Origin of the sequence: Kibdelosporangium aridum, from assembly GCF_900176515.1 — a bacterium.
Taxonomy (GTDB): Bacteria; Actinomycetota; Actinomycetes; order Mycobacteriales; family Pseudonocardiaceae; genus Kibdelosporangium; species Kibdelosporangium aridum.
The window spans coordinates 1,376,564-1,399,490 of record NZ_FWXV01000001.1 but is presented as its reverse complement, the minus strand read 5'-3'; the positions used below and the strand labels follow the sequence as shown (position 1 = coordinate 1,399,490).

General features: G+C 62.8%; 19 protein-coding genes. 11 read left to right on the top strand and 8 right to left on the bottom strand.

Translation table 11 applies throughout. The features are described from left to right. The first annotated feature begins 66 nt into the window (after positions 1 to 66). Positions 67 to 1,827, top strand: coding sequence for a hypothetical protein (locus tag B9C43_RS55430; RefSeq protein ID WP_143446144.1), 1,761 nt, complete (start codon positions 67 to 69; stop codon positions 1,825 to 1,827). A gap of 14 nt (positions 1,828 to 1,841) precedes the next feature. Next, complete coding sequence (locus tag B9C43_RS05880; protein ID WP_084424983.1) at positions 1,842 to 3,050, top strand: S1 RNA-binding domain-containing protein; 1,209 nt, start codon at positions 1,842 to 1,844, stop codon at positions 3,048 to 3,050. Between the two features lie 268 nt (positions 3,051 to 3,318). Here B9C43_RS05880 and B9C43_RS05875 read toward each other — a convergent pair whose 3' ends face one another. Next, entirely contained in the window at positions 3,319 to 3,513 is a 195-nt protein-coding gene (locus B9C43_RS05875) for a helix-turn-helix domain-containing protein (RefSeq protein ID WP_084424982.1), read from the bottom strand. Between the two features lie 496 nt (positions 3,514 to 4,009). Then, positions 4,010 to 5,860 carry a hypothetical protein gene (locus tag B9C43_RS05870; protein WP_143446143.1) on the bottom strand — a complete coding sequence of 617 codons (1,851 nt, stop codon included), beginning with the start codon at positions 5,858 to 5,860 and terminating at the stop codon, positions 4,010 to 4,012. Positions 5,861 to 6,266: 406 nt separating this feature from the next. On the opposite strand from B9C43_RS05870, the gene B9C43_RS05865 reads away from it, so the two are divergent. The 3 genes from B9C43_RS05865 to B9C43_RS56615 all read left to right on the top strand — a co-directional run bounded on the left by B9C43_RS05865 (position 6,267) and on the right by B9C43_RS56615 (position 7,729). Beyond that, a complete protein-coding gene (locus tag B9C43_RS05865; protein ID WP_143446142.1) occupies positions 6,267 to 7,202 on the top strand; it encodes a hypothetical protein in 936 nt (311 codons plus the stop codon). Between the two features lie 19 nt (positions 7,203 to 7,221). After that, positions 7,222 to 7,449: a hypothetical protein gene (locus B9C43_RS56620; protein ID WP_084424979.1), complete on the top strand. Its 228-nt coding sequence runs from the start codon at positions 7,222 to 7,224 to the stop codon at positions 7,447 to 7,449. A gap of 139 nt (positions 7,450 to 7,588) precedes the next feature. Further along, a complete protein-coding gene (locus B9C43_RS56615) occupies positions 7,589 to 7,729 on the top strand; it encodes a hypothetical protein (protein WP_160096359.1) in 141 nt (46 codons plus the stop codon). 143 nt (positions 7,730 to 7,872) lie between these two features. On the opposite strand, the gene B9C43_RS05855 is transcribed toward B9C43_RS56615, so the two are convergent. Genes B9C43_RS05855 through B9C43_RS05845 form a run of 3 tightly spaced genes read right to left on the bottom strand, consistent with a single transcriptional unit; the run spans position 7,873 to position 13,556 of the window. Continuing rightward, positions 7,873 to 10,407, bottom strand: coding sequence for a toll/interleukin-1 receptor domain-containing protein (locus tag B9C43_RS05855; protein WP_160096357.1), 2,535 nt, complete (start codon positions 10,405 to 10,407; stop codon positions 7,873 to 7,875). A 1-nt stretch (position 10,408) separates the two neighbouring features. After that, positions 10,409 to 12,613 (bottom strand): WD40 repeat domain-containing protein, encoded by a 2,205-nt coding sequence (locus tag B9C43_RS05850; RefSeq protein WP_084424977.1) that lies wholly within the window; start codon positions 12,611 to 12,613, stop codon positions 10,409 to 10,411. 1 nt (position 12,614) lies between these two features. Continuing rightward, a complete protein-coding gene (locus B9C43_RS05845; RefSeq protein ID WP_084424976.1) occupies positions 12,615 to 13,556 on the bottom strand; it encodes a caspase family protein in 942 nt (313 codons plus the stop codon). Positions 13,557 to 13,831: 275 nt separating this feature from the next. On the opposite strand from B9C43_RS05845, the gene B9C43_RS05840 reads away from it, so the two are divergent. The 3 genes from B9C43_RS05840 to B9C43_RS05835 all read left to right on the top strand — a co-directional run bounded on the left by B9C43_RS05840 (position 13,832) and on the right by B9C43_RS05835 (position 15,812). Then, positions 13,832 to 14,308: a hypothetical protein gene (locus B9C43_RS05840; RefSeq protein ID WP_084425609.1), complete on the top strand. Its 477-nt coding sequence runs from the start codon at positions 13,832 to 13,834 to the stop codon at positions 14,306 to 14,308. 421 nt (positions 14,309 to 14,729) lie between these two features. Next, positions 14,730 to 14,882, top strand: coding sequence for a hypothetical protein (locus B9C43_RS56610; RefSeq protein WP_160096355.1), 153 nt, complete (start codon positions 14,730 to 14,732; stop codon positions 14,880 to 14,882). A 408-nt stretch (positions 14,883 to 15,290) separates the two neighbouring features. Next, positions 15,291 to 15,812 (top strand): peptidase inhibitor family I36 protein, encoded by a 522-nt coding sequence (locus tag B9C43_RS05835; RefSeq protein WP_160096353.1) that lies wholly within the window; start codon positions 15,291 to 15,293, stop codon positions 15,810 to 15,812. 109 nt (positions 15,813 to 15,921) lie between these two features. Here B9C43_RS05835 and B9C43_RS05830 read toward each other — a convergent pair whose 3' ends face one another. After that, positions 15,922 to 16,176, bottom strand: a complete 255-nt coding sequence (locus B9C43_RS05830) for a hypothetical protein (RefSeq protein WP_143446140.1) — start codon at positions 16,174 to 16,176, stop codon at positions 15,922 to 15,924. A gap of 441 nt (positions 16,177 to 16,617) precedes the next feature. On the opposite strand from B9C43_RS05830, the gene B9C43_RS05825 reads away from it, so the two are divergent. From B9C43_RS05825 to B9C43_RS05815, 3 genes are all read left to right on the top strand, one after another. Beyond that, positions 16,618 to 20,370, top strand: a complete 3,753-nt coding sequence (locus tag B9C43_RS05825) for a YobI family P-loop NTPase (protein ID WP_084424973.1) — start codon at positions 16,618 to 16,620, stop codon at positions 20,368 to 20,370. Positions 20,371 to 20,597: 227 nt separating this feature from the next. Beyond that, on the top strand, positions 20,598 to 20,807 hold the full coding sequence (locus tag B9C43_RS05820) for a hypothetical protein (RefSeq protein ID WP_084424972.1): 210 nt from the start codon (positions 20,598 to 20,600) through the stop codon (positions 20,805 to 20,807). A 220-nt stretch (positions 20,808 to 21,027) separates the two neighbouring features. After that, positions 21,028 to 21,540 carry a patatin-like phospholipase domain-containing protein gene (locus B9C43_RS05815; protein WP_084424971.1) on the top strand — a complete coding sequence of 171 codons (513 nt, stop codon included), beginning with the start codon at positions 21,028 to 21,030 and terminating at the stop codon, positions 21,538 to 21,540. Between the two features lie 266 nt (positions 21,541 to 21,806). Here B9C43_RS05815 and B9C43_RS56605 read toward each other — a convergent pair whose 3' ends face one another. Both B9C43_RS56605 and pip read right to left on the bottom strand, forming a co-directional pair. After that, positions 21,807 to 21,980 (bottom strand): hypothetical protein, encoded by a 174-nt coding sequence (locus B9C43_RS56605; protein WP_160096351.1) that lies wholly within the window; start codon positions 21,978 to 21,980, stop codon positions 21,807 to 21,809. A gap of 62 nt (positions 21,981 to 22,042) precedes the next feature. After that, entirely contained in the window at positions 22,043 to 22,924 is an 882-nt protein-coding gene (gene pip / locus B9C43_RS57450; RefSeq protein ID WP_235038525.1) for a prolyl aminopeptidase, read from the bottom strand. Positions 22,925 to 22,927 lie beyond the last annotated feature (3 nt).

The window sequence follows — 22,927 nt, the reverse complement described above, 5'->3', positions numbered from 1 at the left end:
CACGTACCTTACAACGGCCGTTCCATCGTTCTCACGGGCCCGAACGGGCATGGCAAAACCCGGCTCATGAATTCGATTGTAGATCGTCGAACGCCGCGCGTATTCGCGGAAGTTCCCAGGAAGCTGGTCGCGTACGCCTCATATCAGCGTGCTTGGTTGGAAGGACACATCCCCGACCCCTTGAATAACCTGTCGAACCGAGCACTAATAGATTGTGGCGAAACCTGGCGCGCCGGCAACGATGACAAGACATGGTGGCGCGAGAAACTCGCTGTACCCGACCTCCGTTGGATCGTAAAGTTCCAAGGACTTGACACACCCGGCATGCTGAGCGTGGCGTCTGCCGATGATCTCCACAATCCACAGTTCACAGTGCCTGTCGCGCCGCAACACGTGGAACCGGTGATAGAGCGATGGGTGACGTTGGACGCGGATCGTGCGAACGATCTGAAGTCCATCACATTGTCAGCGTTCCGACAATGGGCGGTGCACGTCTTTGAATCCGCCGGCCTCCGAATGAAGCTATACGGAAATGCGCTCGTCGCCAGCGATGAACGCAACCAGGCGATCTCACTACTTCCGTTGGCACGAGCATTTGCCCATGTGCTCGGTGAACGAGCTTCCGCTCGACTGGAACTCCTGTGTGGATTTGTCGCTTCGCTCAGATGTAGCTCAGAGGATGATTTCTCATGGCAGGCCACGGTGGGCGGAATGACTCTACCCCTCACCGCGCTCAGCCGGGCAATGAGTAGATGGTCAGGACTTGCGGTATTTGAGACTCTGCGGGAGTTGGCACAGAGCGCATCCGACGCGGCGATGTTGCAACTTACGTCATCTAACACTGGCTTGCTCAAGGGAGATGTTCCGCCTGAGATCCTCCCTGCCGCGCTCCCGCGGCCATTCAGTACCCGAACAGCTTGGGTCGCGATGGATGAACCTGAGGTCCACCTGTTCGCGAGTGAGGCGCGCCTGCTTGGCCACACGCTGGCTAGCCAGGCGAAAGCTGGCCGGACGATGGTCGTCACCCACCGTCTGGATCTGGCCGCTCGGCTGGTCGGTGGGTGTGACTTTCTCACATTCAGCGCACCCGGATCTTTCGAGTGTGCGGATCTCCCATCAGGGATTGAGTCGCTTCTCAAGTCACTCGCGCAGCATGGTGCTGGGATCCTCTCGGTAACCCGAGTTCTGTATGTTGAGGGTCACTGGGATGTGGAGATTCTGAACAGGCTGTTCCATACAGAACTGAGCGAGAAAAACGCATTGCTCAGCCCATTCCATGGCGTGGATGGCGCCCATCTGGCGGTGACGTCGATTTGGCACCGAATGATGGGCACCCCCTTCGGCGTCATGTTCGATTCTCTGACGGCGGAGCATGCAGCGCGGAAGTGGAATACCATCAATGAAACAGTCCGGTTGCGAGGCCGGGAATATGCGTTGCGTCAACTGCGATACGAGATTAAGGAATACAAAGCCGGAAAGCGCGAAGATCTAGGACTTCTTCGACTTTTTCATGCCGTCATCGACGGAGATCTTGGGCAACGTCTCAGACTCGTCATGCACGGCATGTCGGATATCTTTCAGGTTGTACATCCGCAGGTCTTCGACATCGAAGCCGACAGCTGGGTTTCAGCAGGCTTCACCGGCCAGACCAGTTTTAAAGATTTCGTGTTCGAGAAGGCGAGAATCAACCTCAACGACGGCCGCAGCTGTCGACTGGTTGTTGATGCCTTCGACAAGATGAAACATCCGGTCGACCTCGCGACGTTCGGCCAACTTTCCGGACAGCTACGTATTTTTTTAGATGACGATATGTCAATGATTAATTGAGTCGAGGAGGCCAGATGATCTTTCGCCGGGACCACCGGTCACAAAAAGGTCAGTGTTTCGTCTTGATGCCCTACGCCACCAAGACACTCGATGATGGACAAGTCATCGACTGGGATGAACACTACAAGCAGGTTCTCGAACCAGCGATCAGCGCAGCCGAAATGACGCCCCGGCGCGCGGACTTCATCTTCGGCGTTCAGCCGTTGATAGACAGAGTGTGGCAAGGGATACAAGAAGCCGAGGTAATCGTCGCTGAGATCACTGGCCTGTCACCAAACGTCATGTATGAGATCGGACTCGCGCATGTGATCGGGAAGCGACTCCTCCTACTGACGACTGACATGTCTGCGCTGCCGGTAGATCTGGCCAGGTACGTGGCCGTGGAATACTCACGAGAGGGAATCGGGCTACTGAAGCTCAGCCGGGACCTGGAAGCGAATCTTCGAGCTGCCAGGACTGCGCCTCTCCAGGAGGCGATGATCATCCCTCTGGTCGGTGGTGAAGTCGAAGCCGTTCCCGCAGTGGTCGAGTTCGTCGCGGAAACCTATGTGACCGTGCATGCGGCTAACAACCGAATGGGATTCCTGCATCCTGCCTATGTTTCACACACGCGTGTCATCAAAGATATGCGAAAGCACTTCAGGCTGGGACAGAGTCTCAACGGCGCCTTCATTGTCGACGTGGACGGCGAGTCCCAGTACTCACTGATCGCCAATCAGGAAAGTCCTTGGCCAAAAATTTTGGCCGACTACCCAGAAGAGACAACCTTCATCGGAATAGTCGAAGCATACAAGGAGAACATCGGCGCGTTCGTTTCACTCGCGCACGGGGTGAACGGTCTTGTTCCACGTTCACAGCTGCCCGCCGTCTCATTGAAACGGGGTGACCAGGTTGAAGCAACCGTGCAACGGATCGACCAGGCCGAACGACAGGTCAGCCTCAGATTAGAACGCATCGTCAGCCAGGTCGAGGTCGACGGCGATTGGGCAGAATATAAGGCAGGCACGGAATACACCGGAACAATCACGCGACTTGTTCAGGATCGAGGATTTGCCTTAATCAAGCTTCCACCTGGCAGAGTCGGCCTGTTGAACGTGAACAGAATGAGCATGGAATTCCGCGAGATGTTCACCTCCGGCCAGGTGAAAACCGGTGACAAAGTCAATGTTGAGATCGTTGACGCCAATGCGGCAAGAGGTCGGATCATTCTCAAGACCACATGATGACGTACGGAGGGGCAGCGCCCATGAGCGCTGCCCCTCACATCACTTAGCAGAAGTATGTGTCACTAATAACGCTGTCGGCATCGAATCACTGGCCGACCTTGAAAGAAGAGTAGCTTCAGTATGCCATCGCGTGCTCGCTACGTCCAGACCAAGCCGCCAGGGCGAGAGTAGTCCAAGCCCTCCGCTCGTCGGTGATCGCGCGGGGCCGACCAGGCCGCAGTTCGTTGATCAGACCGTCCATTCTGTCTCGCGTGAACCTGGCTCGTCAGGTCGACACCGTGGTCCGGCTCAGCCGCAACTGTTGAGCCACTTCGGTATTCGATGCGCCTTCAGCACAGGCGAGCACGATCCTGGCACGCACGGCTAACCCTTGTGCGGTGGTTCGCCGCCGTGACCATCCGTCCAACACCTGACGCTTGTTATCGGACAGCACCAGCGGCAGCAGCTTCGAACTCGGCATCAACCAAGCCTACGGTGTTCAAGCATTAACGACTCAGGACACTAAAGCGCGCCGATCGTACAGTAGGCGCCCATATGAGCGAATAGAACTCATGAGTGTGAGCAGCTTGGCTGAATCGCATGGACGACGGGATCACACATCTCGCCACGCATGCAGGCTAGCCAGTTGTACGTTCCGCAACGCCTGTGCGGCGTCTTGCTCCACACGCACTGTTGGGCGAGTTCCGCATCGGTGTGACGGTCTGACGCAGCTCGGTGCGCCCCCACGTCGACGGCAGCAGACCAGGCATTCCGCGGGAAGCACCGCATCCAGTGTGTCCACGCGCGTCAGCGCGAACGCGGCCCGGCATCGACTCTGACACATGGGAGACGACACGGCAGTCTTCCTCAACGAGGTCGCATCCTAGAAGCCTGCCGCCCGCCGGTTCGGCACCAACAAGGATATCGCCTGGGCTGCGTTGATTGCGCTGACCAAGGGCTTCACCACCGGCACCGTGCTATACGTCGTCGGTGGTGGCCGGCTCACGTAAGCCTTCCCATCGGGGCAACGCGTACTGAAGCGCCTGATCGATGGCTACCACATAGGTCCATTCCGACCTCGCCTCGGCGCCCCAACCTTGCCAGCCGAGCCCGGGAATGTGCACAAGCACGTGGGTTGCCAGCGAGGGGCAGGCGGATTCGACGCCGGAGAACAACTCCAGGCCAGCCGTCGCGGCGAGGAACCGTTGCCAATTGGCGGCCAGCCGATCCCGGCGCCATGAGCCAAGAACTAGCATGATCCGTTGATGGCCGAGGGTGGTGGCGAGGAAGTTCAACTCGGCGGCGAAGCCTGGGTTGATGGTGGTGGGCGTAGCGGAGACCACGACGAACTTGGCTTGGCTGGCCATCTCCGCAACCACCGGTTCCCAGCCGGCGGCGGGCAACCTGACCTTCTCCACACCGTGCGAGGCAAGGACCAGTCCGGGCTCGTTGACCGCGAGGACTGAGCCAGCCGCCGACAGCCTGCGGATCACAAGAGATTCGAATGGCCTTGTGCGCCAGGGAGAAAGCCTGCCAAGCAGGCCACGCCTGCTGATCCGGCTGGCGCGCAGCCGCAGCTTGTCATCACCGAAGTTCCTCAGGTACAGCACGTCCGGCGTGGGAGTTCCGGCCGCGCGCCGCACGGTGGGCATCAGCAGTCGCCGTCCGAACTGATCGACGGCAAGGAGCAGGGCGATCACCGCGACCGCTATCAGTCCGACCAGTCCGGCGGCCTGCTCGGCGCCCATGCCGATGATCGTCAGCAGGTAGTAGTTCCAGAAACCTGTAGTGCCCCAAGAGGTTTCGGCCAGTTTGATCGCGAGCGCGCTCGCGAAGCCGCCGCTCGCCTCGAAATAGGCAGCGACTAGGACGCTGCCCAGCACGAACAGCAGGGCTGACCGGGTGATCCCCAAGATGGCCAGGCCGCCAAGCAGGTACCAGCGCGAGCCTGCACCGTCGCGGACCTCGCGCCATCGCCGCCTGGTGCCAAATGCCGGCCGCCAAACCCGCCGCACCAGCACCGTCAGCCCGGCGATCGCCCCGAGCGTGACGACGAGTCCCACGGCCGAGGCGGGCGTACGGACCACAAGCAGAGTGCCAGCGAGCACCACGGCGAGCACCACTGCGGTCCGACGGAGACCGACCAACGTTCCCCAAGCGAAAGACTGCCAGCGCAGCCGCCACGAAACGCGGCTCACATCGGTCCATGCGCTGTGTTGGGCGGGCAAGGGATACCTGTCGCGGCGCAGATAGCGGATCAAACCGGGCAACCCGACCGACATCAGCCACACGAAGCCACCCAGCGCAAGTATCCCGGTCAGCACGTTCAGGCTCGTGGACTGCCACGGTGACGGAGCGCCCGGCAAGGATTCCGCGAAGGAGCGTGCGACCGCGTCGGTGAACCGCTGGCAGGTGGCCTGGTCATGTGGTCCACACTGGGCTTCGGCAACCAGCACTAGATTTCCCTGTGCCCAGAACCTGTCGACGATCCACTGGTTCTTCGGCCGCTGGACGGTCTGGAAGTCGATGCCCACGCCGAACACCGGTTGGCGGTCCACCGGACTGGCATTGCTGCGCATGATGCCCGCGAGCTTCTGCGCCTCCGTCGGACTGGCGCAGGTGTACACCTTGGTGGCCACCCACAGAGGATCCGGTCGCTGCCAGATCGACAGGTCCTGCGGACACTTGTTGCGCAGGGCGATCACACCCGGCGGCATCGGCTCCTGTTCCGAAAGCACTTCCCACGGGCCGGGTTCCACGGCGGCCGGGGTCCAGCCGGTCGTCATGGCCAGCCCGGCAAAGACGCCGCAAATCATTAGCCGGATCATCGGACCTCATTCACCGCCATTGCACGAAATTTACAAACTGACACCAAGGACGTGCTCGTACATGTTTCTTCGCACTATTGGCAGCTAGCGTTAACCAAATGGCCCCAATCTCGGCCGATTCCACCGAAAGATGGACGTAGCCGATTGTGTAACCATTTCGTTGCCAGGCACCTGAAACGCAATAACCATCGGCAAGGACTACTGGCTTCTGAAATTAATCGCACTGCTCGCCGCAGCCGTACTCACGTCATCGGCTCCCGCTCAGCCGCCGACGAGTGGGCCCAGTGTCTGGGCTCGATGATCGTTTCAAGCGGCGATCTAGGCAGATGCGTCGCGCAGTCGAACGGACCGCTGCCACTGACCGACGTCATCGGAGGCACCGGCGACTATTTCGACCATGTCCGGCATGGCAGCCTGGTGGCCGCGTACGGTCGGAGCTTTGGCGAGTTCGGCGGGGAGGCAGCCGATCCTGCAACGGCTCACGCTACGCCGCAAGGAGCGGTTCGAGGAGATCATCACGTGGAGCCTGTGGAAGTTCGATCTCCCGGTCACACTGGGTGAGCCGGGGACGAAGCTGCCGCGACTGGGCGCGGTCCGCGAGTACCACTCGGATGACAACTGGGAGGCCGCAGTCGCCGCACTGGTCGAACGCTCCAGCGCGATCGTGCTGATGGTAGGCAGATCATCCAGCCTGCGCGACGAGATCAAGCTGATCAGAGCCAAACAAGCGTTATCGAAGACGATATTCGTGTTGCCGCCTGCGCCCTATCGGGAGCTGCGGATACGGCTGTCAGTACTGTGCAGCGCCCTCGATGTCGATCCGGCCTGCATTCCGACGGCCAATCTCGCTCATGACGCAGTGCTGGTTCTGTCGTTCACCAACGACGGCGAGATCACGCTGGCCACCGCCCGAAGCCGCGAGGACATCGCCTACCAGGCGGCGATCGAGTCGGCCATGGCAAGCATCGTGGGAAGTCCGCGTCAGCCGGTCAGCGATCCGGAGTTCGCAGTTCGCCGCCCGGGCACCGACGCCGCCGGTCTGTTGCGCAGGTCTCCCACCGCCGTGCAAGCTCGGCGAATCAGACGGGCGCGGCGGTTCGGGACATGGCCGTGGATCGCCTCACTGGTCTTGTCATTTGCGTCGTCTCTGCTGTTCGCGCAGCCCGCGGTCCCAGCCTCAACGCCACCACCTGGCATGGTCCTGCTCTCACAAAGCCTGCCGTCCGCTGGTGATGTCAGCGTCGGGCACCGTCCTCGGCCTGAACGAGTCGGGCACGAAGATCGAGGAGCTCACCCCTTCGCCCGCGCACCTTCTCGTACAACTGCCCAAGGCAGCCAATGAACTGTTCGCAGGCTCAGACATGGTGTACGCCAAGGCCTTCACGCCCTATCGAGTCATCGCGGTCAGCACTGCCGGTCAGCAGCCCGGCTCCGTGACGTGGACACAGGATCTACCCGACTTCCCCGGTGGCCTAGCCGAAGCCGTCAGGCACGTGTTCGTCTCGCTGCCCCGGACAGAAACCGTTCTCGTGCTGGACAAGGCTACCGGTCGTCAGGTCACCCGCATCCCGGTACCAGGCGCCCGATGAGGCTCGCGGCAACCAGAGACTCCATCGTCGTGGCACCGGTGACCGGTCTGTCGCTAGCCCGCATCGACCCGAAGTCCTTATCCCTCACCGAAACCATTGCCCTGGGGTTCAGCCCGGCCACCGTGGCCAAGCGCTCGTCGTGGGCAGTCTGGAAAGTTCCTTGCTGGCCGAGATCGTGGACTCGAGAGTGGTCCGGGTGGTACCAGCAGCACGGTTCAACGGGACCTTCGCTGTCGGCCCTGCGCAGATCGTCGCTGGAACCTACGGCAAGCCGACCTAACTGGTGATGATCGAACCGCCGGTCGGCCACCGTCACCTCGACGCACACCACTCCCAGTGAGCTGTACTCCGTCCTGCCGGGCGGATCCGAGTTCTACTGCAGCTATCCTGAGAATCAGCTCGTCACCCGGCTCGTCCGATGAACTAGCCGGTGAAGAGGCCCATGGTCCTGGCGTTGGATACTCTGCGGTCCGCAGTCTGGGCCAACGCCTGGATCGAGTGGCAGTTGGGACAGGAAGGTATCACGTTGATCATGCCGTCCCGGGTGGCGACGAGAAGCATCTGGTTGTCGCCGGTGAACTGCAGGCCACGGATCGAGCCAGACATCTCAGTCCAATGCCAGCCCGGCGACATGTCCTCGGGCAGGAACACCTCGATGGTGCCGTCCGCGAAGCCGACCGCGCCGAGCTTGCCGTCCTTAGTCAGTGCGGCCGCGCGGATCTCCTGACCGGTCCCGGTCGCGCCTGACAGAATCATGGTGTCCCAGCGCCAGTCGCCGCCCACGCCGCGATGACCTGCGAACGCGTAGCCGACGTTGCCAGTGCCGTCGGTGAGAGCCAACGCAGTGCGACCGTCAGCGGACACCACGATGGTCCGGACCGGGCTGAGGTTCTTGGACGGATGCGGCGTAGCGACGTTGGTCAGCTGAGAGTCGGTCTCGAACACGCTACCGTCGTAGCCGCCGACCAGCAGCCGGTCGGTGTCCGGGATGACGGCGAGCGACTGCGCCCCAAGTCGTGGGATGTCGATCGTTTTGATCACCTTTGCAGAACGGATGTCGATGGCGACCACCATCCCGCCCACGCACGCCCCGTAGACGGTCGGTGTGTGCCGGGCGAACCCGAGTGAGCTCACCAGGCAGTTCGGGACGGGGACGGTGCGTTCCGAACCGGTGCCGAGGTCACGCAGCATCACGGCGTTGGCCAGGCCGAATGCCGCGTTCGTGCCGGAACTGTCGGTCGCTCCGTTGTAGACCTCCTGCTGTGAGGTTCGGGTCGTTGTCACGCTCGCGTTCACTGGGTCGATGGCGTCGATGGCGTCGATGGTCTCGATGGTCCCATCGCGGCGGAAGGCCGTCACACGTCCGCTGGGATCCACATCGGACAAACCCACGAACCACGCCGTCGCGTCGTCGAACAGCACGCGCCCGGACCGCCATGGCCACGAGGTGACACGGTTGTCCCCAGCCACCGCCCACACCTTGGCTCCATCAGCGGACCAGGCCAGGTCGCGGACGAGACCCACACCGCCCCGCAGCGTCGTCTTGACGACACCGGTCGTCAGGTCCACCAGTTCGACGGATTCGCCTACGCCGACCGCGAGGACTCGGTTGTCCGGCGAGAAAGCGAGCGCGGATGGCACCTGTGCGGTGGAGATCTTGCGGTACACCGACCCGTCCTTGGCCAGCAGGATATGGACCAGTCCGGTTCTGCCGTCTGCCGCGGCGAAGAACTGGTTGTCGTGACTTGGTTTGAGCCGGTCGACCGGACCGGCGGAGATCGTGGTGGACCCAACTTCGACCAGGTTGTTCAGCACGTGCACGGTGCCGTTGGCGTCGCCAACGGCGACCGTGCCGCCAGCTGCCGCCACCGAAGTGAGTGGGCTGGACAGCGTGGCTGTCACCGGTGCGTGTTTCCCAGTGGACAGGCAGATCCGCCGATTGCGAATACCTACTTTGGACTGACTGTCCGGCGAGACGGCGACGTGTTCGGCGTCGCACAGTGCGCCAGGCGCGGTCAGCACCTCGCCCTTGTCGCCGGCGGAGATTTCGCTGACTTGGTGCGGCTTTGACGCGGCGGAGCCCGTCCCGCCCATGGTGTCCATGACGACCGGATCGGCCGCGATCTCACCGGTGGTGAAGCCGACGAGCTGGCGTCCCGCGGCGACTAGGGACGAGTCCGGCACGGGCACGTCGAGTGCGTCCATCAGCGCGTTGCGGGTGAGAAACTCGGTGTGTCCCTGGAAGACCCGCTGACTGGCCTGTTCGAGGGCGCCGTAAACGTCCCATTTCAGCTGTAGCCCGATCGACGCTGTCGGCAGGAAGACTTCTGCGGCTGCGGCGGTCTTTTCACTGATCATGTCCTTGGCTTTGAGGATCGACTGGCCGAGCGGCAGGAGGATCGCCAGCACTGAAGCGCCGAACAGGGCCAGTGTCCGGCGGCGCCGATGGCGTTTCCGGCTGGCCCTGAGATAGTCCCGGGCGTCCGGGGTGAGCGGAAGCCCGGTCTTGTTCTCGACCGAACACAGCCGCCGCAACGCCTTACCGAGGGCCAGAGACCGGCTGGAGCGTCCCGCCCGTGCCCATGCCCCGGCCCGACCCAGCAACTCGGCATGCACATGATCTGCGGCACTCAGTTCGCCGTACATCCGCGCGATTTGCTTCCCGGCGAAGACCGGGTCCTGGTCCGCCACATCGACGTGCTCAATGTGTTTGCCGTACTCCTCGGCGGCCAGCAGCTCCAGCCGGCACGCCTCGGAGGAATACCAGTCCAGCGACTCGCAAATGACGACGAGCGGCGCTTCCATGATCGAGTCGCGCACCTCGTCGAACCACGGAACGGACACCGGGATGTCCCGCCGGTCGATCCAAACTGGCACGCCCGCCTGGTCGAGGACGTCTGCTATGGCGTCCACTTTGGAGAGATCGTTTCGTGAGTAGGACAGGAAGACCTTGCTCATGCTAGCCAGCCTCGGCATCCGGGACGTGCTGACACAGCGAGACGCCCAAGGCCTTCTTAGTCTCGTCGGTCAGGAACTCGATCTGGTTCTCGGTGTAACAACCCCACATCCGGGCACGAACGTGCGCCACGAGCTGTGTGGTGTCGTCGCAGTGATCGCAAGATGATGGTGTCCACCAGTTTCCTGCCTCCGTGTGGGCGAGCAACCGCCCAGGCTCGTCAGCCCAACCGACCTGGGTGACCGGTGCACCGTCGGGCGCCTGCCAGTTGACCACGGCCATAACCCCGTCGCTCGACAGGCTGAGCTGGGCAACCTCACCGTCGGCCGAACCGGCCACAACCGATCGGCCGTCCGGGCTGATCATGATCGCCGTTATCGGTCCGTGCGCGGCGAGCACCTTCGTCTGCCGTGATTGTCCATGTGCAGAGGTCGTGACGGTAATCCGGCCTGTCACGTCGCCTGAGACGGACACTTCGCCGACGGTCAAGGACGCGCTGCTGCCCAACGGTTTGCCGGCTGCTGGCGGCAGGACGGGGCTCAGGTGAGCGGTCCGCCAGAGATCCACCGTGGCGTAGTTGAGGCAAGCGACCACATCGCCGTCGGCAGCAGCCACAATGGACTGGTTCACCCCGAATGAGCGGCACACGGTACCCAGCGTGAGCCCGGTGCGGGAGTCGAGGATCCGCACACCGAACTGCCCGCCCGCGAAGGCGATCCGGCCGCCGGGAAGGATAGCCAGGATCGACACCACATCGGGGACTGCCTGACCAGTCCGGGTGAAGGCGAGGTTGTCCGTGGCGAACAGGATCTGCCGGTCCGCTGCGGTCACCGCCGCGGACCGGCCGTCCGGTCCCAGCGCGCCCACTTCGAACCGCCACTCGGGCAATTGAGTGCTGGCGATCGTCTTGCCTGCGACCGGATCGATGATCGCCAGCTGTCCGCCGTCACGGACCAGTGCCCGCACATCGCCGGCCGTTGTGCGGCGCAGGGCCAGGATGGTGTACTTGCCGAGCTGACGAAAACCGTCAGCGGACACGATGTAGATAGCGCTGTCCGTGGCCGCGACCGCCACCCCGCGCGTGAGGTCGTACGCGACCGATGTCGGTTCAGTCGGCAAGCCAACCCGTTTGATGTGCCATGGATTTAGGTGCACGAAGTACAGGTCACTGCGGACTGTCGCGACCGCTCTGGCCAAGTCGGGAGAGGCGTCCAAGGTCGCGTAGTTACCGTCCCCCAGGTTCCTCCGCCAGAACGCCGTGTCCGTGCGGGTGTCCCACAGCGCGAGGTTGGCGCGTGCGTCCACAGTGAGCACGCGGTCGCCGTGCTCACTGACCGAGGCGTCCAGAACGTTCGCGTCCGAGTCGACGTTGAGCGCCCCCATAGACCACGGCAGTGGAAGCTGCGCGGCGATCACCTGACGTGCCACGGTCTCGTTGGCCACGTCGCCCTGAAGCAGGTTCGCGGCGCTGAGCATGGCCAGCCGGTCCGGCCGCTCGCTAATGAACGTCGGATAGTTGCCTTGAGAGGCCAAGTTGTTGTTCTTCACCAGAACGCGCACTGTGGCCACGACACTCACCGTCAGGGCGACGACAACCACAGTCGCCAGACCTCGGACACCCCACTTACGCAGTTGTTTCGTGCGGTCCTTGCGTCGCACCCGGTAGGACTCGGTGACGAACTCGAGAACATGCTGAGGGAGAGCAGCGAGCGGGTCGTGAACTGCGTCACGGAGATGGTCGACGGCCGACTGGGCGCGGCGCCGGTCACTGATCAGCAGATGAGGTGACCGGCCCTCGGCCAGCCACGCGTTCGCCTCGGCGGTAAGACTGCGTGCCGTCTGGTACCGGGACAAGTCCGACCGGAGCGCTGAGAACACGCGGGAGCGTGAGCCGAGGGTGTTCTCCGGTTCCCACACCACCCAGTTGATGTCCCCGACAGCGGAGGGAACGTCACTACTGGAGGGGATCGTGCCTACAGTTACGGGCACGATTCGAGTGTCCGCATGTCGTTGCAGCTGACGGCGCCACTCCGGATCGGTCAAAGCCTCTGTGCTGAGCACGACCACGGTTGAGGCACCGCTGGCGTCCGTGGCGATGGGCATCCCCATGTTCGACAGTCCGTTCGCGAGCAGATTGCGGACCGATCGGTCAGCTTCGCTCGCGACGATGTTGACTGCAGGGATCTCAACGTCCTTGTGATCGGGCACGTCAGATCCGATCGTTCTTCGCGAGATTCCAGTAGTGCTTGCCCAACGGCGTCAGCCTGCAGCTCAACGAATTTATTGCCGCGTAGTACATGTGCGGTGTGCCAACTGGTTCCACCAGCTTGGCAGCTCGGCATTTCTGGAGTTGCTCGAAGATGGCCTCGTGCTCCGGGTCGTGCGGTCGTGCGTCCGGCTCGTAGCTAGGGCCGAGCGGCAGTTCCGCGTTCGGAGTCGGGAACCAGGTGGGAAGCTGCTGCAGGCTGTCCAGCGGCACCACCGGGCGGCAGCGGCGCACGGTGTGCAACCGGTCGATGTTCGCCTTGAACGTCGGGCGCTGTTCCCACGCTCCGAAGGATTCCGACAGGTAGGCGTAGAGACCGGCGATGGTCACCTGCCCCAGGACGTCCGCGGAACCGCCCTCCAGCGCACTCTCGACGTGGGTCGAGAACCTGCCACGACCGTCGAACTCCATCGAGACCTGGTCCGACCGGGCGGCGGTGAGCACGGACATTCCGCTGCGGATCATCGCGGCGCCTCCATCCAGTGCCGGAATCGTGCCCGCGCCACCGGAGAAGCAGCAGTCCAGCATGATCACGACCTCGTTCACCTTCGAATTCTTGACCTGCTCAAGGACCTCGGTGAACCGCACGCCTGGGGTGGCCCGGTCCCCGTCGGACGTCACGAGGGCGACGTCGCCATTCACCGGGATGCCATGGCCAGCGAAGTACAGCAGGGCGAAATCGGCGCCGTTGGAGAGCAACTCGCTGATCTGACGCAGAAACATGGCCCGGGTCGCCCTCTCCGTCAGCACCTTGCAGTCCAGGTTGCGTGAGCGGTCTTCATTGCGGGCGAGTAACGGGAAGAGCGCATTCGCATCGGCTACACAGCCAGACAAATCCGTGAAACCGTCATATCGGTCTACGCCGACCAATAGCGCCCTTTTCATGATCGAACTCCAGCTCTCATCCACGACTGATGCGTGAATCGACCCGGTTGCTACAGTGGTTACCCTACGAAGCGTCGATCACCGGATCGGGCTAATTGCCACTCATAGATGTAACGCCGCCCTGCGAGAATGCGACTATTCCTACCGACCACTTTCTCGGGGCGGGTATTTTTACGACGTCCCGTCCGCGACTACCGCCGTAGTGGATCTTGTGTGTCCTTGACTGGGCAGCTACGTTGCCCGGTAGGTAACCGGCGCGGACCATGGCAGGCGTGATGACGATCGTGGGGGTCAGCGGCCATCAGCGGCTCCCGGACGCCGCGCGACTCCACGCGGACCGGACCATCCGGGAGATCCTGGCAGCCGTTCCTGGATCACTGGTGGGTTTGAGCAGTCTCGCAGAAGGCGCCGATCAGCTCTTCGCCGAGATCCTGGTCGATCTAGGTGGCACGCTGCACGCCGTCGTGCCCGCGAAGGGATATGACGCCACCTTCTCGGGCGCGGCGCTCGACCGCTTTCAGCGGCTGTTGTCCGCTGCGGACATCGTCACCGTCCTGGACCATCCGGAACCCGGCGAGGCCGCGTACGACGACGCCGGAAAGTTCGTGGCCGAGAACAGCGAGCTGCTCATCGCGGTGTGGGACGGGCAACCGGCTCGAGGCCTCGGTGGCACAGCAGACGCCGTAGCCCACGCCCGCCGGTTCGACCGTCAAGTCGTCATCGTTTGGCCTGACGGTGTTCAGAGATCGTGAGCCATGCGTAGTGGTTGTGCGTCACCGGATCACAGGAACACCCCGCGGGTATAGGAGACCCGAAACAGCGTCCGGATCAACTGTGCCCCCGCGCTAGCGTCCAGCGCTGATCCTCGCCAGCCATGGACTGCCGGCTCAACGTCCAATGCGGACTGCAATCGCACCAACTGTTGAGCGATAGCTTGCAGGGCCCAGCCGGACCACGCGGAACCAGCGCCCCGGGCTCCACCGCGCACCAGTCCCGCCGCCACACGTAGGCCAGCTTCGTCGAGACCCGCAGCCGGTGGGCGACCTCGACCGCACCCGACACCACGGGCGAACAGATCGGCCGCCCGCAGGCGCACCTCCTCGCGTTTGGCTCGTTCCTGCACGGTCAGGCCGACGCCATTTGGCGAGTGCTTTCTCGAACTCGGCCGGGTCGGTGGCGGATACCGCGTCGTTGAAGCCCTGCACCCCGAGCTGGGCGGTCTGCATCGCCACGCCCGCCGCCAGACCAGTGGCTGGGAGCAGCAACAGCGATCCGGACGCGGTGGCTGCCGCGCTGCCCAAGGCGCTGATCACGCCGATGGCTTAGCCCACCGCAGCCGCCAGCACTGCGGCTTGCACGGTGGTGGCGCCGACCGACAGCGTCAGCCGCATCAACCCCGACACGGCACGGCCGCCGCTCGTGGACATCTCGCCCAAGCTCTGTGCGATACGCGACAGCGAGGCGGCGCGGTGGCTTCGGCGGTGACCCGCGCGCCGGGACCGCTCACCGGCAAAGCGTTGCGGTAGCTGCCCACCCTGCGCGCACGACGTCCCCCTTTGCCTCCGCGGTGTCGGGCGGCGTGGGCGCCCGGTCAGGAGGTTGGGCGTGGAACCCGCCCACGCGACGCCAGCGCCGACGCGAGGAACTCGCCCAGAAAACAGCGATCAGACCCCAATTCCGGGACCGCACCATCGGGACTTTGTTGACATTTCGAGCAACCCCAGGAGGATGAGAATGTCTGTTCCCCGAGTGTCGTCGCTGTTCGGCCTGGTTTCCAGTGTGATCGCGGTGGTCGCGCTCGCCAGCGCACCGGCCGCCCAGGCGGAGACAACGTCGCCAACCACGATCGCCGCGCTGCGCAACGTTATTGGCGAGGCGGGCGAGTTCTGCCTGTTCCGGGACCGTAACCTGACCGGACCGGTGCTGGACTTCGCCCGTGCTCAGGATGACTTGGCCTACAGCCCTTTCCAGTGGCCGATCGTGGGCGGCCAGGTGAATGACCAGGCGTCGTCGGCACGGAACAACACCACCTGCGCTGTCCAGGTCTTCCACGCCGGCCAGCACAACGGGCGCGGCGTCACAATCCCGCCCTGCAGTCCGATTCGGACAGTATCCCTGACCTGCGACTATACAATAAACACACGCCAGAACCGTTGTAATCAAAGCAGTATAAAGCAGCCTTGTGCAGCACAGCGCAGTTGGACGCGCACCCGAGCTCATGTTTGCTGCTGTTCCAACAGTGTGAAACCCCATTGAGCACATTTCAGTCCTCTGTAGAGGGTGGCGCGCACCTACCACCAAACGTGGTGCTCCCTGGAGTACATCGCGTGCAACCTCTTCCCAACGGCACCAGTCTTGGTCATGCCTACGGCCAGACAGACTCGTCGACGTTCACAACACCACCGAGAACATCGAGATGATGTTTGGCGAGCCGGTGCACGCCCGGCGGCTGCGCCCTCCCGGCAGTGAAACGGACGTCGAGCGCGACAGGACCAGTCAATGGGTGCTGGCGAAACGCGGTCAACTGCTCCACCAGGTCCCGCTGCGCACGAGCGGCCCGGTGAGCACCTCCGCGGCGAGCCTTCTGCTCAGGCTCGCCGTCCATCTGCAACCTACGCACGCGCAGCCACCTCCGACGCCAGAGAATCTCCCCCTCCGGCCCCTCTCAAAACCGTCCGTCAACGGTGCTCCACATAGTCTCAGTCACTCGCCAGGCCACCACATACCCAGCCTCATCAGATGATTGTCCGACAAAGAAGCCAGCTGGCACACCGAAGACGCGTCAACTAGCGCGGTCGTGGCATGAGCGGAAGGTCGGCGCAGGTCAGTGCCCATCAGCGGAGGCGTGATCGTCGACCTAACGCCAAGGCGCGCTCACAAATTTGAGGGCCCTGGATCGCGTAACGCTCGAGGACAGTTCTGCGAGAGACCGACACAACCTCTACTGCAGAGAACGGACCGAAGTCAGACGTACACTCTTCGAAACGGGTGGCCAGGAATGTCAGCAAGGCATTGAGGCGGCGCTCCCGAATTACTCTGTGCAAATAATGAAAGGAATTCAGTGAGCGAGGCCGAGCACCACGCTGGTCATTCCGGGAAACCTTTGGGCGCCTTCGCGGCCACGACCGACACCGTGACAGCTTCGCAGCCGCCAACGCCAAGCGACGCGTCCGGCCAACTTGGACTGAAGTCCTTGGCATCGCAGTACGACGACGGGCAGCACAAGACCTATCTGGACCTTTTGGAGCGGGCGGTTGAAGACCCCAAGAACCGCAACATCGCTCTTAGTGGACGGTACGGGACCGGCAAGTCCAGTGTGCTTGACAAGTTCCAGGAGGCGCACAGGGGCTCGACACTGCGACTAGCAGTCTCCTCCCTGGCGCCCGACATGGAGGGGGTGACGCTGACCAACCGCATTCAGAAGGAGGTACTCAAGCAGCTGGTTTACAGCGCCCGGCCGCGCACACTTCGCCACTCACGATTCAGCCGACGGGGTCCGCTGCCGTGGTGGCGAGCGTGCGTTGAGTCCACGCTGTTCGTCGGCGTGCTGGGGGCGCTGCTCGCGTTGCTCGGACGTCTGCCCTCACAGGTTGCCACCAGTCCTGGTCACTCCTGGGCTGAACGGGCCGTGGTGTGGGTGGGGATAGCCGGCCTACTCGTCGTTGTGTTCGCGGTGCTGCGGATGGCCACATACAACCGATTCGTGGTCTCGAACGTGTCCGCGGCCGGCGCGACCCTGACACTGTCGGCACAGAACCACACCTACTTCGACGAGTACCTCGACGAGATCGTCTACTTTTTCGACCAGGAACCCAAGGACATCGTCATCTTTGAGGACCTGGACCGCTACGACGATCCTCAAATCTTCCAGGCGCTCCGAGAACTCAACACACTTCTCAACAACACCCCCAAGCGGCTCAAGAAGATCGAGAAGAACAAGAAGCCGCTCCGGTTTATCTACGCCATGCGCGACAGCCTGTTCGAGAAGATCGGCGAGGTCCCTACTGAGGAAAGCGACGACACCGCACGCGCCGAGACCCACCGCGCGAACCGAACCAAGTTCTTCGAAATCGTCGTCCCAGTCGTACCGTTCATCTCGCACCGCACCGCCCGCGAGCACCTACACCTGCTTCTGCAGAACGCGGGCATCACCGACATCGAGCGTCCGCTGGTCGAAGTCGTCGCCAAGCACGCCACCGACATGCGGCTCCTGCTGAACATATGCAACGAGTACCTCGTCTTCGCCCAACGGCTACTGAAGTCAGGCCGAGTCGCTCCTGAGCTGTCGCCCAGCCGTCTATTCGCGCTAGTCGCCTACAAGAACTTTCACCTGCAGGACTTCGAGAATATCGCGCGGCGCTCCAGCGACCTCGATCGCCTATACGACTACCACCGCAAACTCGTCGCGACGTCGGTCGCGCACCGAGAGCAGACCAAGCGAGAACTGCTGGCGAAAACCACGCCACCGTTGGCTATCGGCCGGCTTACGAGCAGTCTCGGCAGGCGGCTCGTGGCCCTCGGGATGGCTGAACTCGATCGGATCGGCTGGACGAACTGGCAGCTGCGCTTCTTCGTCGACTCACGCCAGTACGACTCTGAAGAAGTGACCAAACCCGAGTTCTGGGAAGCAGTCATCGCGGCACGCACCGTCACCCTCCAGGCGGCATCGAACCCGCGGATCCACAGTTTCAACGAGCTCATCACGTTGTCGCAGGCACACCTTGAGGGCCTGTTCCCTGAGGCACTGGGGGTCGGATGGGAGGAGAGGAACGCTGAGGAGGTGCGCGAGGAAATTCAGCAGCTCGATCGCGAAATCGAGAAACTCCGCGGCGCCGACTTCCGGGATCTGGTCAACGCCAACAAGTTCACGATCACAGTCACTACGCGAGGCCTGGACGAGGAGCTGACATTCGGCGAACTCGTAAGCAGGACCTTAAAGTCGGATCTGGCATGCGACTTGGTTAAGCGGGGTTACATCGACCGGAACTTCACCCTCTACGCTGCGCAATTCTACGGCGAGTTCACCGGGGTCGACGTGGCGACGTTCATCGTGCAGACAGTCCAAACCAACAGCATGGATATCAACTACAAGTTCACCAGCCCTGGTGCGTTCGCGAACCTGCTGGCCGAGGCCGGCGAGGACCTGACCCGCACCGTCAGCGCCTACAACGTCCAGCTGGTCGACTATCTTCTCGTCGATGATGTCCAGCGTGCCGACAAGGTCGTCAAGCACCTGACCTCGAATTTTGGAAGCGAGGCGGAACAGTTCCTGGCGGCCTTCTTCACCTCGAACTTCAACCGGACCCGACTGGCAGCGCGGCTAAGCCACGAGCCGTGGCGAAGCGTGTTCACTTACCTCGTCTCGGATGCGGGTGTACCCGCCGATGGGCGTACAGCACTCGTGGACGCTGCGCTCATAGCCGCGCAACCCGATGGCGCCTACGACCTCGACTCCGACGTCGGCGACTTCCTGGTCTCGCACTACAACGAAATGCCAGCCTTCACCGAGCCCCACCCCACGTCCGAACTGGACACAGTCGTGACCATACTGCGCCGCGCCGAGGTGCTCCTGCCCAGCCTCGGCGGTGTGCACGAGGAACTGCGGACGCTCATTGTGGACAACAACTTGTACGAGCTGACTGCGGAGAACCTCCGCGCGGCACTGAATATCAACGGCCAGGTGACGCTCGACGCGGTTCGCGGAAATGACACTGTGTACCAGTACTGCTTGTCCAACCTCGACGCGTACCTCGACGCAATCGAGGCGGACGACGAGACTAACTACTCCACACAAACTTCTCAGACACTCGTCGACGCACTCGAAGCGTCGGAAGCGGAAGCCGAGATCCTCGTGCGTGTCGCCGCGACCGCGTCACCAGACAGTTCGCTATCGCGGCTGACTGATGCATCCGAATCGGTCTGGCCGACGTTGGCCGCGGCCAAGCTGTTCCGTGCGTCGCTGGCCAATCTCGACGCGTACCTGGCCAAAGTCGGAGATATCGACGAGAGCCTCGGCGAACTCCTACTCGAAGCCGGCATGATCCACACCAACGACGGCGAGACAAAGCAACCCCGCGATGAGGAAGACGGCGATCTAGCTGCGACCAAAGCCGCCGCAGCTGTTGCGGTGCTCAACGCCCAGTGTGGCATCCCACGCCCCGAGGACCGGGTCCAACTAGTACGCAGTCTTCGGCTCGGCGAGCCACTCGCGGCCACGCAGATCACACCAGAGGAGAGCAATCTATTCGCGTTGCTCATCGAGCACGAGCTAGTTCCCGACGACGCAGCCACCTTCGCCCACATCCACAAGGCCGGATGGACCGCTGTCAGGCCCGCCATCGTCGCCTCCAACGGCATTAAGGATTTTCTCACCCCAGACCTGGTCGACGGGATGGTCGCCGACCTCGTTGAGGATCCCCAGACCAACAGCAAGATCGGCCAACGGGTACTCGACAACCTGGCGGATTTCCTTCCGACCGACGAGAGCAAGGCCCTGATGGCTGCGGCCAAGTTCGCTGTCCAGAGCAACACAGTCCTGCCGCTGGACCAAATCCGCCGGGTCGCCACGACTGTCAAGGATGCGAACCTCACCGTTCGGCTGCTCCAGATCGCGACTCCCGCTGCAAGCGAGGTCACAACTGTGTTGAACGACTTGGGCGGCAAGTACAGCTACCTGACGACCTGGCAGCGCGACGAGTTCGAGGTCCCGTACGACGAGGCCCACAGGGCCGTGTTCAAGATCGTGGCCGACGCGAACCTTTGCCGGACCAGCAAGAAACCACGTAAGGAACTCCTTGTCGTCAAGCGGGCGTAACAACCAACAGGTGCTGAAAAGAGGCACGCGATTGCAGCTCGTTAACCTGCCTCGCGCCTGCAAACCTGCAGAGCAAGCGCCGCTCCGGGACGGGAATTGGGGACTGCTGCTGTCGGGAGTCGATCTTGACAATGACGCATACGACTTCGGCGAGGTCCAGCTCGGTAACGACGCATTTCAGAGGTCCGACCGGGAACTGGCGCGGAAGCGCTCTAAACCGCGCTGGCATGGCGTACAAGCGTGCTGCCAAATGGGATCACCCGCCAGATGCGTCGGGCGTGTGGCTGCTGATGTTGACTCCTGTTTCGGCCAGCAACGGGGAGGACGAAGCCTGGTTCCAGAGCGGTCACCTCGCTGGATTCGTGGTTGTGCACGACCGCGACGAGGACGGCGCTTATGAGTCGATAGGCCACATCTGGACAGCCACCGCGTGGTAGCGACGCGGGATCGCACGGCGCCTGCTGACTGAGGCCAGCTTTTCCGGCCAGCCTACGACATCGAAGTCCTGCGCGAAGTTCTGAGCGACGTGCTAGGAAGCCGCGTCCTGGGCGACAGCGCGAAAAGGCTCGTCATCCCGTCCTGGGATGTCCAGGTGGGCCAAGTTCACATATTCAAGACCCGCACCACGAGAGACTCGTTCGCGACTGGAAGATCCCCATGGTCGACGTCGGCTTGGCCACAGCGGCCGCGCCCGTGTACTTCCAGGCGGCCGACGTCGACCAGACCAGGCTGATCGACGGTGGCGTGTGGGCCAACAATCCGTCGGTCGTGGCGATCACGGAGGCCTACAGCATGCTCGGCGTACCTTTCGAGAAGATGAGGATCCTGAACATTGGCACGATGGGTACCGTCACCGACCACTCGCCGCGGCTCCACAACGCCGGCATATTGCGGTGGGACACTGCGGCCATTTCGGGCATCTTGACCGCGAGTAGCCGCAGTAGCATCGGCACCGCCCGCCACCTGGTCGGTTTCGACAGATTTGTCCGATTCGATGTGGACGTGCCACCGAAGAGGTTCACCCTCGACACGATTGACGCCAAACAAGTCGCCGCCTATGCGGGGGAGGTGGGCCGCCAGTTCAGCCCCGCGTTCACAGAGAAGTTCGCAGGACACCGAGCCACAGCTTATGAGCCGCTTAAGACGCACGTCACGCGGCTAAAGCCGTAAGTCTCGATCGGGTGAGACCAGGCACCTCGATTGACCGAGAAAAGACCATCCGCTGGGATAGGTCGAACAGTCGCACACGCCGGTCGGGTACTCAGGGCCCGTACGGATGATCAACCATGTACCGGAAGTTCTCTCCGCACCGAACAGCTGGTTCCGTTTGCGTAGTTCGATTACGGTGGCGAACTGACGGTCCTGTGTCATCCTGCGGCGCGGGGACCGGATGATTCCCACTAGTTCGTTGATGGCCGCCGGGGAATCGACACTGTTCAAGATGTCGACCATCGCCAACCACGCGTCTTTCGGGGCATCAAGCTCGTCAGGTCGCGCACCATTCCCACGATCAGCAGCGGGTTACGCTCCGCGGCCAGCGTCTCGACGTGCTCGGCGGTCCGCCGGTAGTTCATCTGACCGTCCTGCATCGGCGCGAACAGCTGGCGCAACTGGTAGTTAAGGATGTTCGGGGCCCATGCAGCACGTCGAGCCCGCGCTGGACGGGTCTGCACTAGCCGCGGAACCGATCCGTCGCTTCCAGCAGCGCCTTGAGGATGCCAGGCTCGTCGTAGGCGTGCCCGGCATCCGGCACCAGCACCAGTTCCGCCTCCGGCCAGGCCTTGTGCAGATTCCAGGCCGACACCGCCGGCGTGGCGACGTCGTACCGTCCCTGCACGATCACCCCGGGAATGTCCTTCAACCGCACGGCGTCCCGGATCAGCTGCCCCTCCTCCAACCACCCGTTGTTGACGAAGTAGTGGTTCTCGATCCGCGCGAACGCCAGCGCATACTCCGGCACCGCGAACTGTGCCACCAGCTCCGGCCGGGGCAGCAACGTCACCGTGGCGCCCTCCCAAGTGCTCCACGCGACCGCAGCCGGCCCGTGCACCGCGGGATCCGGATCAGCCAGCAGCTTCGCGTACAACTCGACGGGATCGCCGTCGAGCCCAGAGATGGGCGCCATGAACTTCTCCCACAGATCTGGGAAGAAGTTCGCCGCTCCACCTCGGAAGTACCAGTCCACTTCGGACGAACGCAGCGTGAAGATCCCGCGCAGCACCAGCTCGGAAACCCGCTCCGGATGCGTCTGCGCGTACGCCAGTGCCAGCGTCGATCCCCAGGATCCGCCGAACACCTGCCAGCGAGAGATGCCCAGCGACTCCCGCAGCCGTTCCATGTCGGCGACGAGATGCCAGGTCGTGTTCAGGGACAGATCGCCCGACTCCGAAGCATGCGGCAGAGAACGACCACACCCGCGCTGGTCGAACAGGACGATCCGGTAGGCGGACGGGTCGAACAGGCGGCGATGCGACGGCGAACATCCGCCACCGGGGCCGCCGTGCAGGAAGACGACCGGCTTGCCGGAAGGATTCCCGCACTCCTCCCAGTACACGAG

Bases quoted from the DNA above. Each gene is read 5' to 3' on its own strand.
- B9C43_RS05820 (WP_084424972.1), top strand. From the start codon at position 20,598: ATGGCGTACAAGCGTGCTGCCAAATGGGATCACCCGCCAGATGCGTCG.
- B9C43_RS05835 (WP_160096353.1), top strand. From the start codon at position 15,291: ATGTCTGTTCCCCGAGTGTCGTCGCTGTTCGGCCTGGTTTCCAGTGTG.
- B9C43_RS05840 (WP_084425609.1), top strand. From the start codon at position 13,832: ATGACGATCGTGGGGGTCAGCGGCCATCAGCGGCTCCCGGACGCCGCG.
- B9C43_RS05845 (WP_084424976.1), bottom strand. From the start codon at position 13,556: ATGAAAAGGGCGCTATTGGTCGGCGTAGACCGATATGACGGTTTCACG.
- B9C43_RS05880 (WP_084424983.1), top strand. From the start codon at position 1,842: ATGATCTTTCGCCGGGACCACCGGTCACAAAAAGGTCAGTGTTTCGTC.
- B9C43_RS05815 (WP_084424971.1), top strand. From the start codon at position 21,028: ATGGTCGACGTCGGCTTGGCCACAGCGGCCGCGCCCGTGTACTTCCAG.
- B9C43_RS55430 (WP_143446144.1), top strand. From the start codon at position 67: ATGAATTCGATTGTAGATCGTCGAACGCCGCGCGTATTCGCGGAAGTT.
- B9C43_RS56620 (WP_084424979.1), top strand. From the start codon at position 7,222: ATGGTGTACGCCAAGGCCTTCACGCCCTATCGAGTCATCGCGGTCAGC.
- B9C43_RS05855 (WP_160096357.1), bottom strand. From the start codon at position 10,407: ATGAGCAAGGTCTTCCTGTCCTACTCACGAAACGATCTCTCCAAAGTG.
- B9C43_RS05875 (WP_084424982.1), bottom strand. From the start codon at position 3,513: ATGCCGAGTTCGAAGCTGCTGCCGCTGGTGCTGTCCGATAACAAGCGT.
- B9C43_RS05865 (WP_143446142.1), top strand. From the start codon at position 6,267: ATGGCAGCCTGGTGGCCGCGTACGGTCGGAGCTTTGGCGAGTTCGGCG.
- B9C43_RS05870 (WP_143446143.1), bottom strand. From the start codon at position 5,860: ATGATCCGGCTAATGATTTGCGGCGTCTTTGCCGGGCTGGCCATGACG.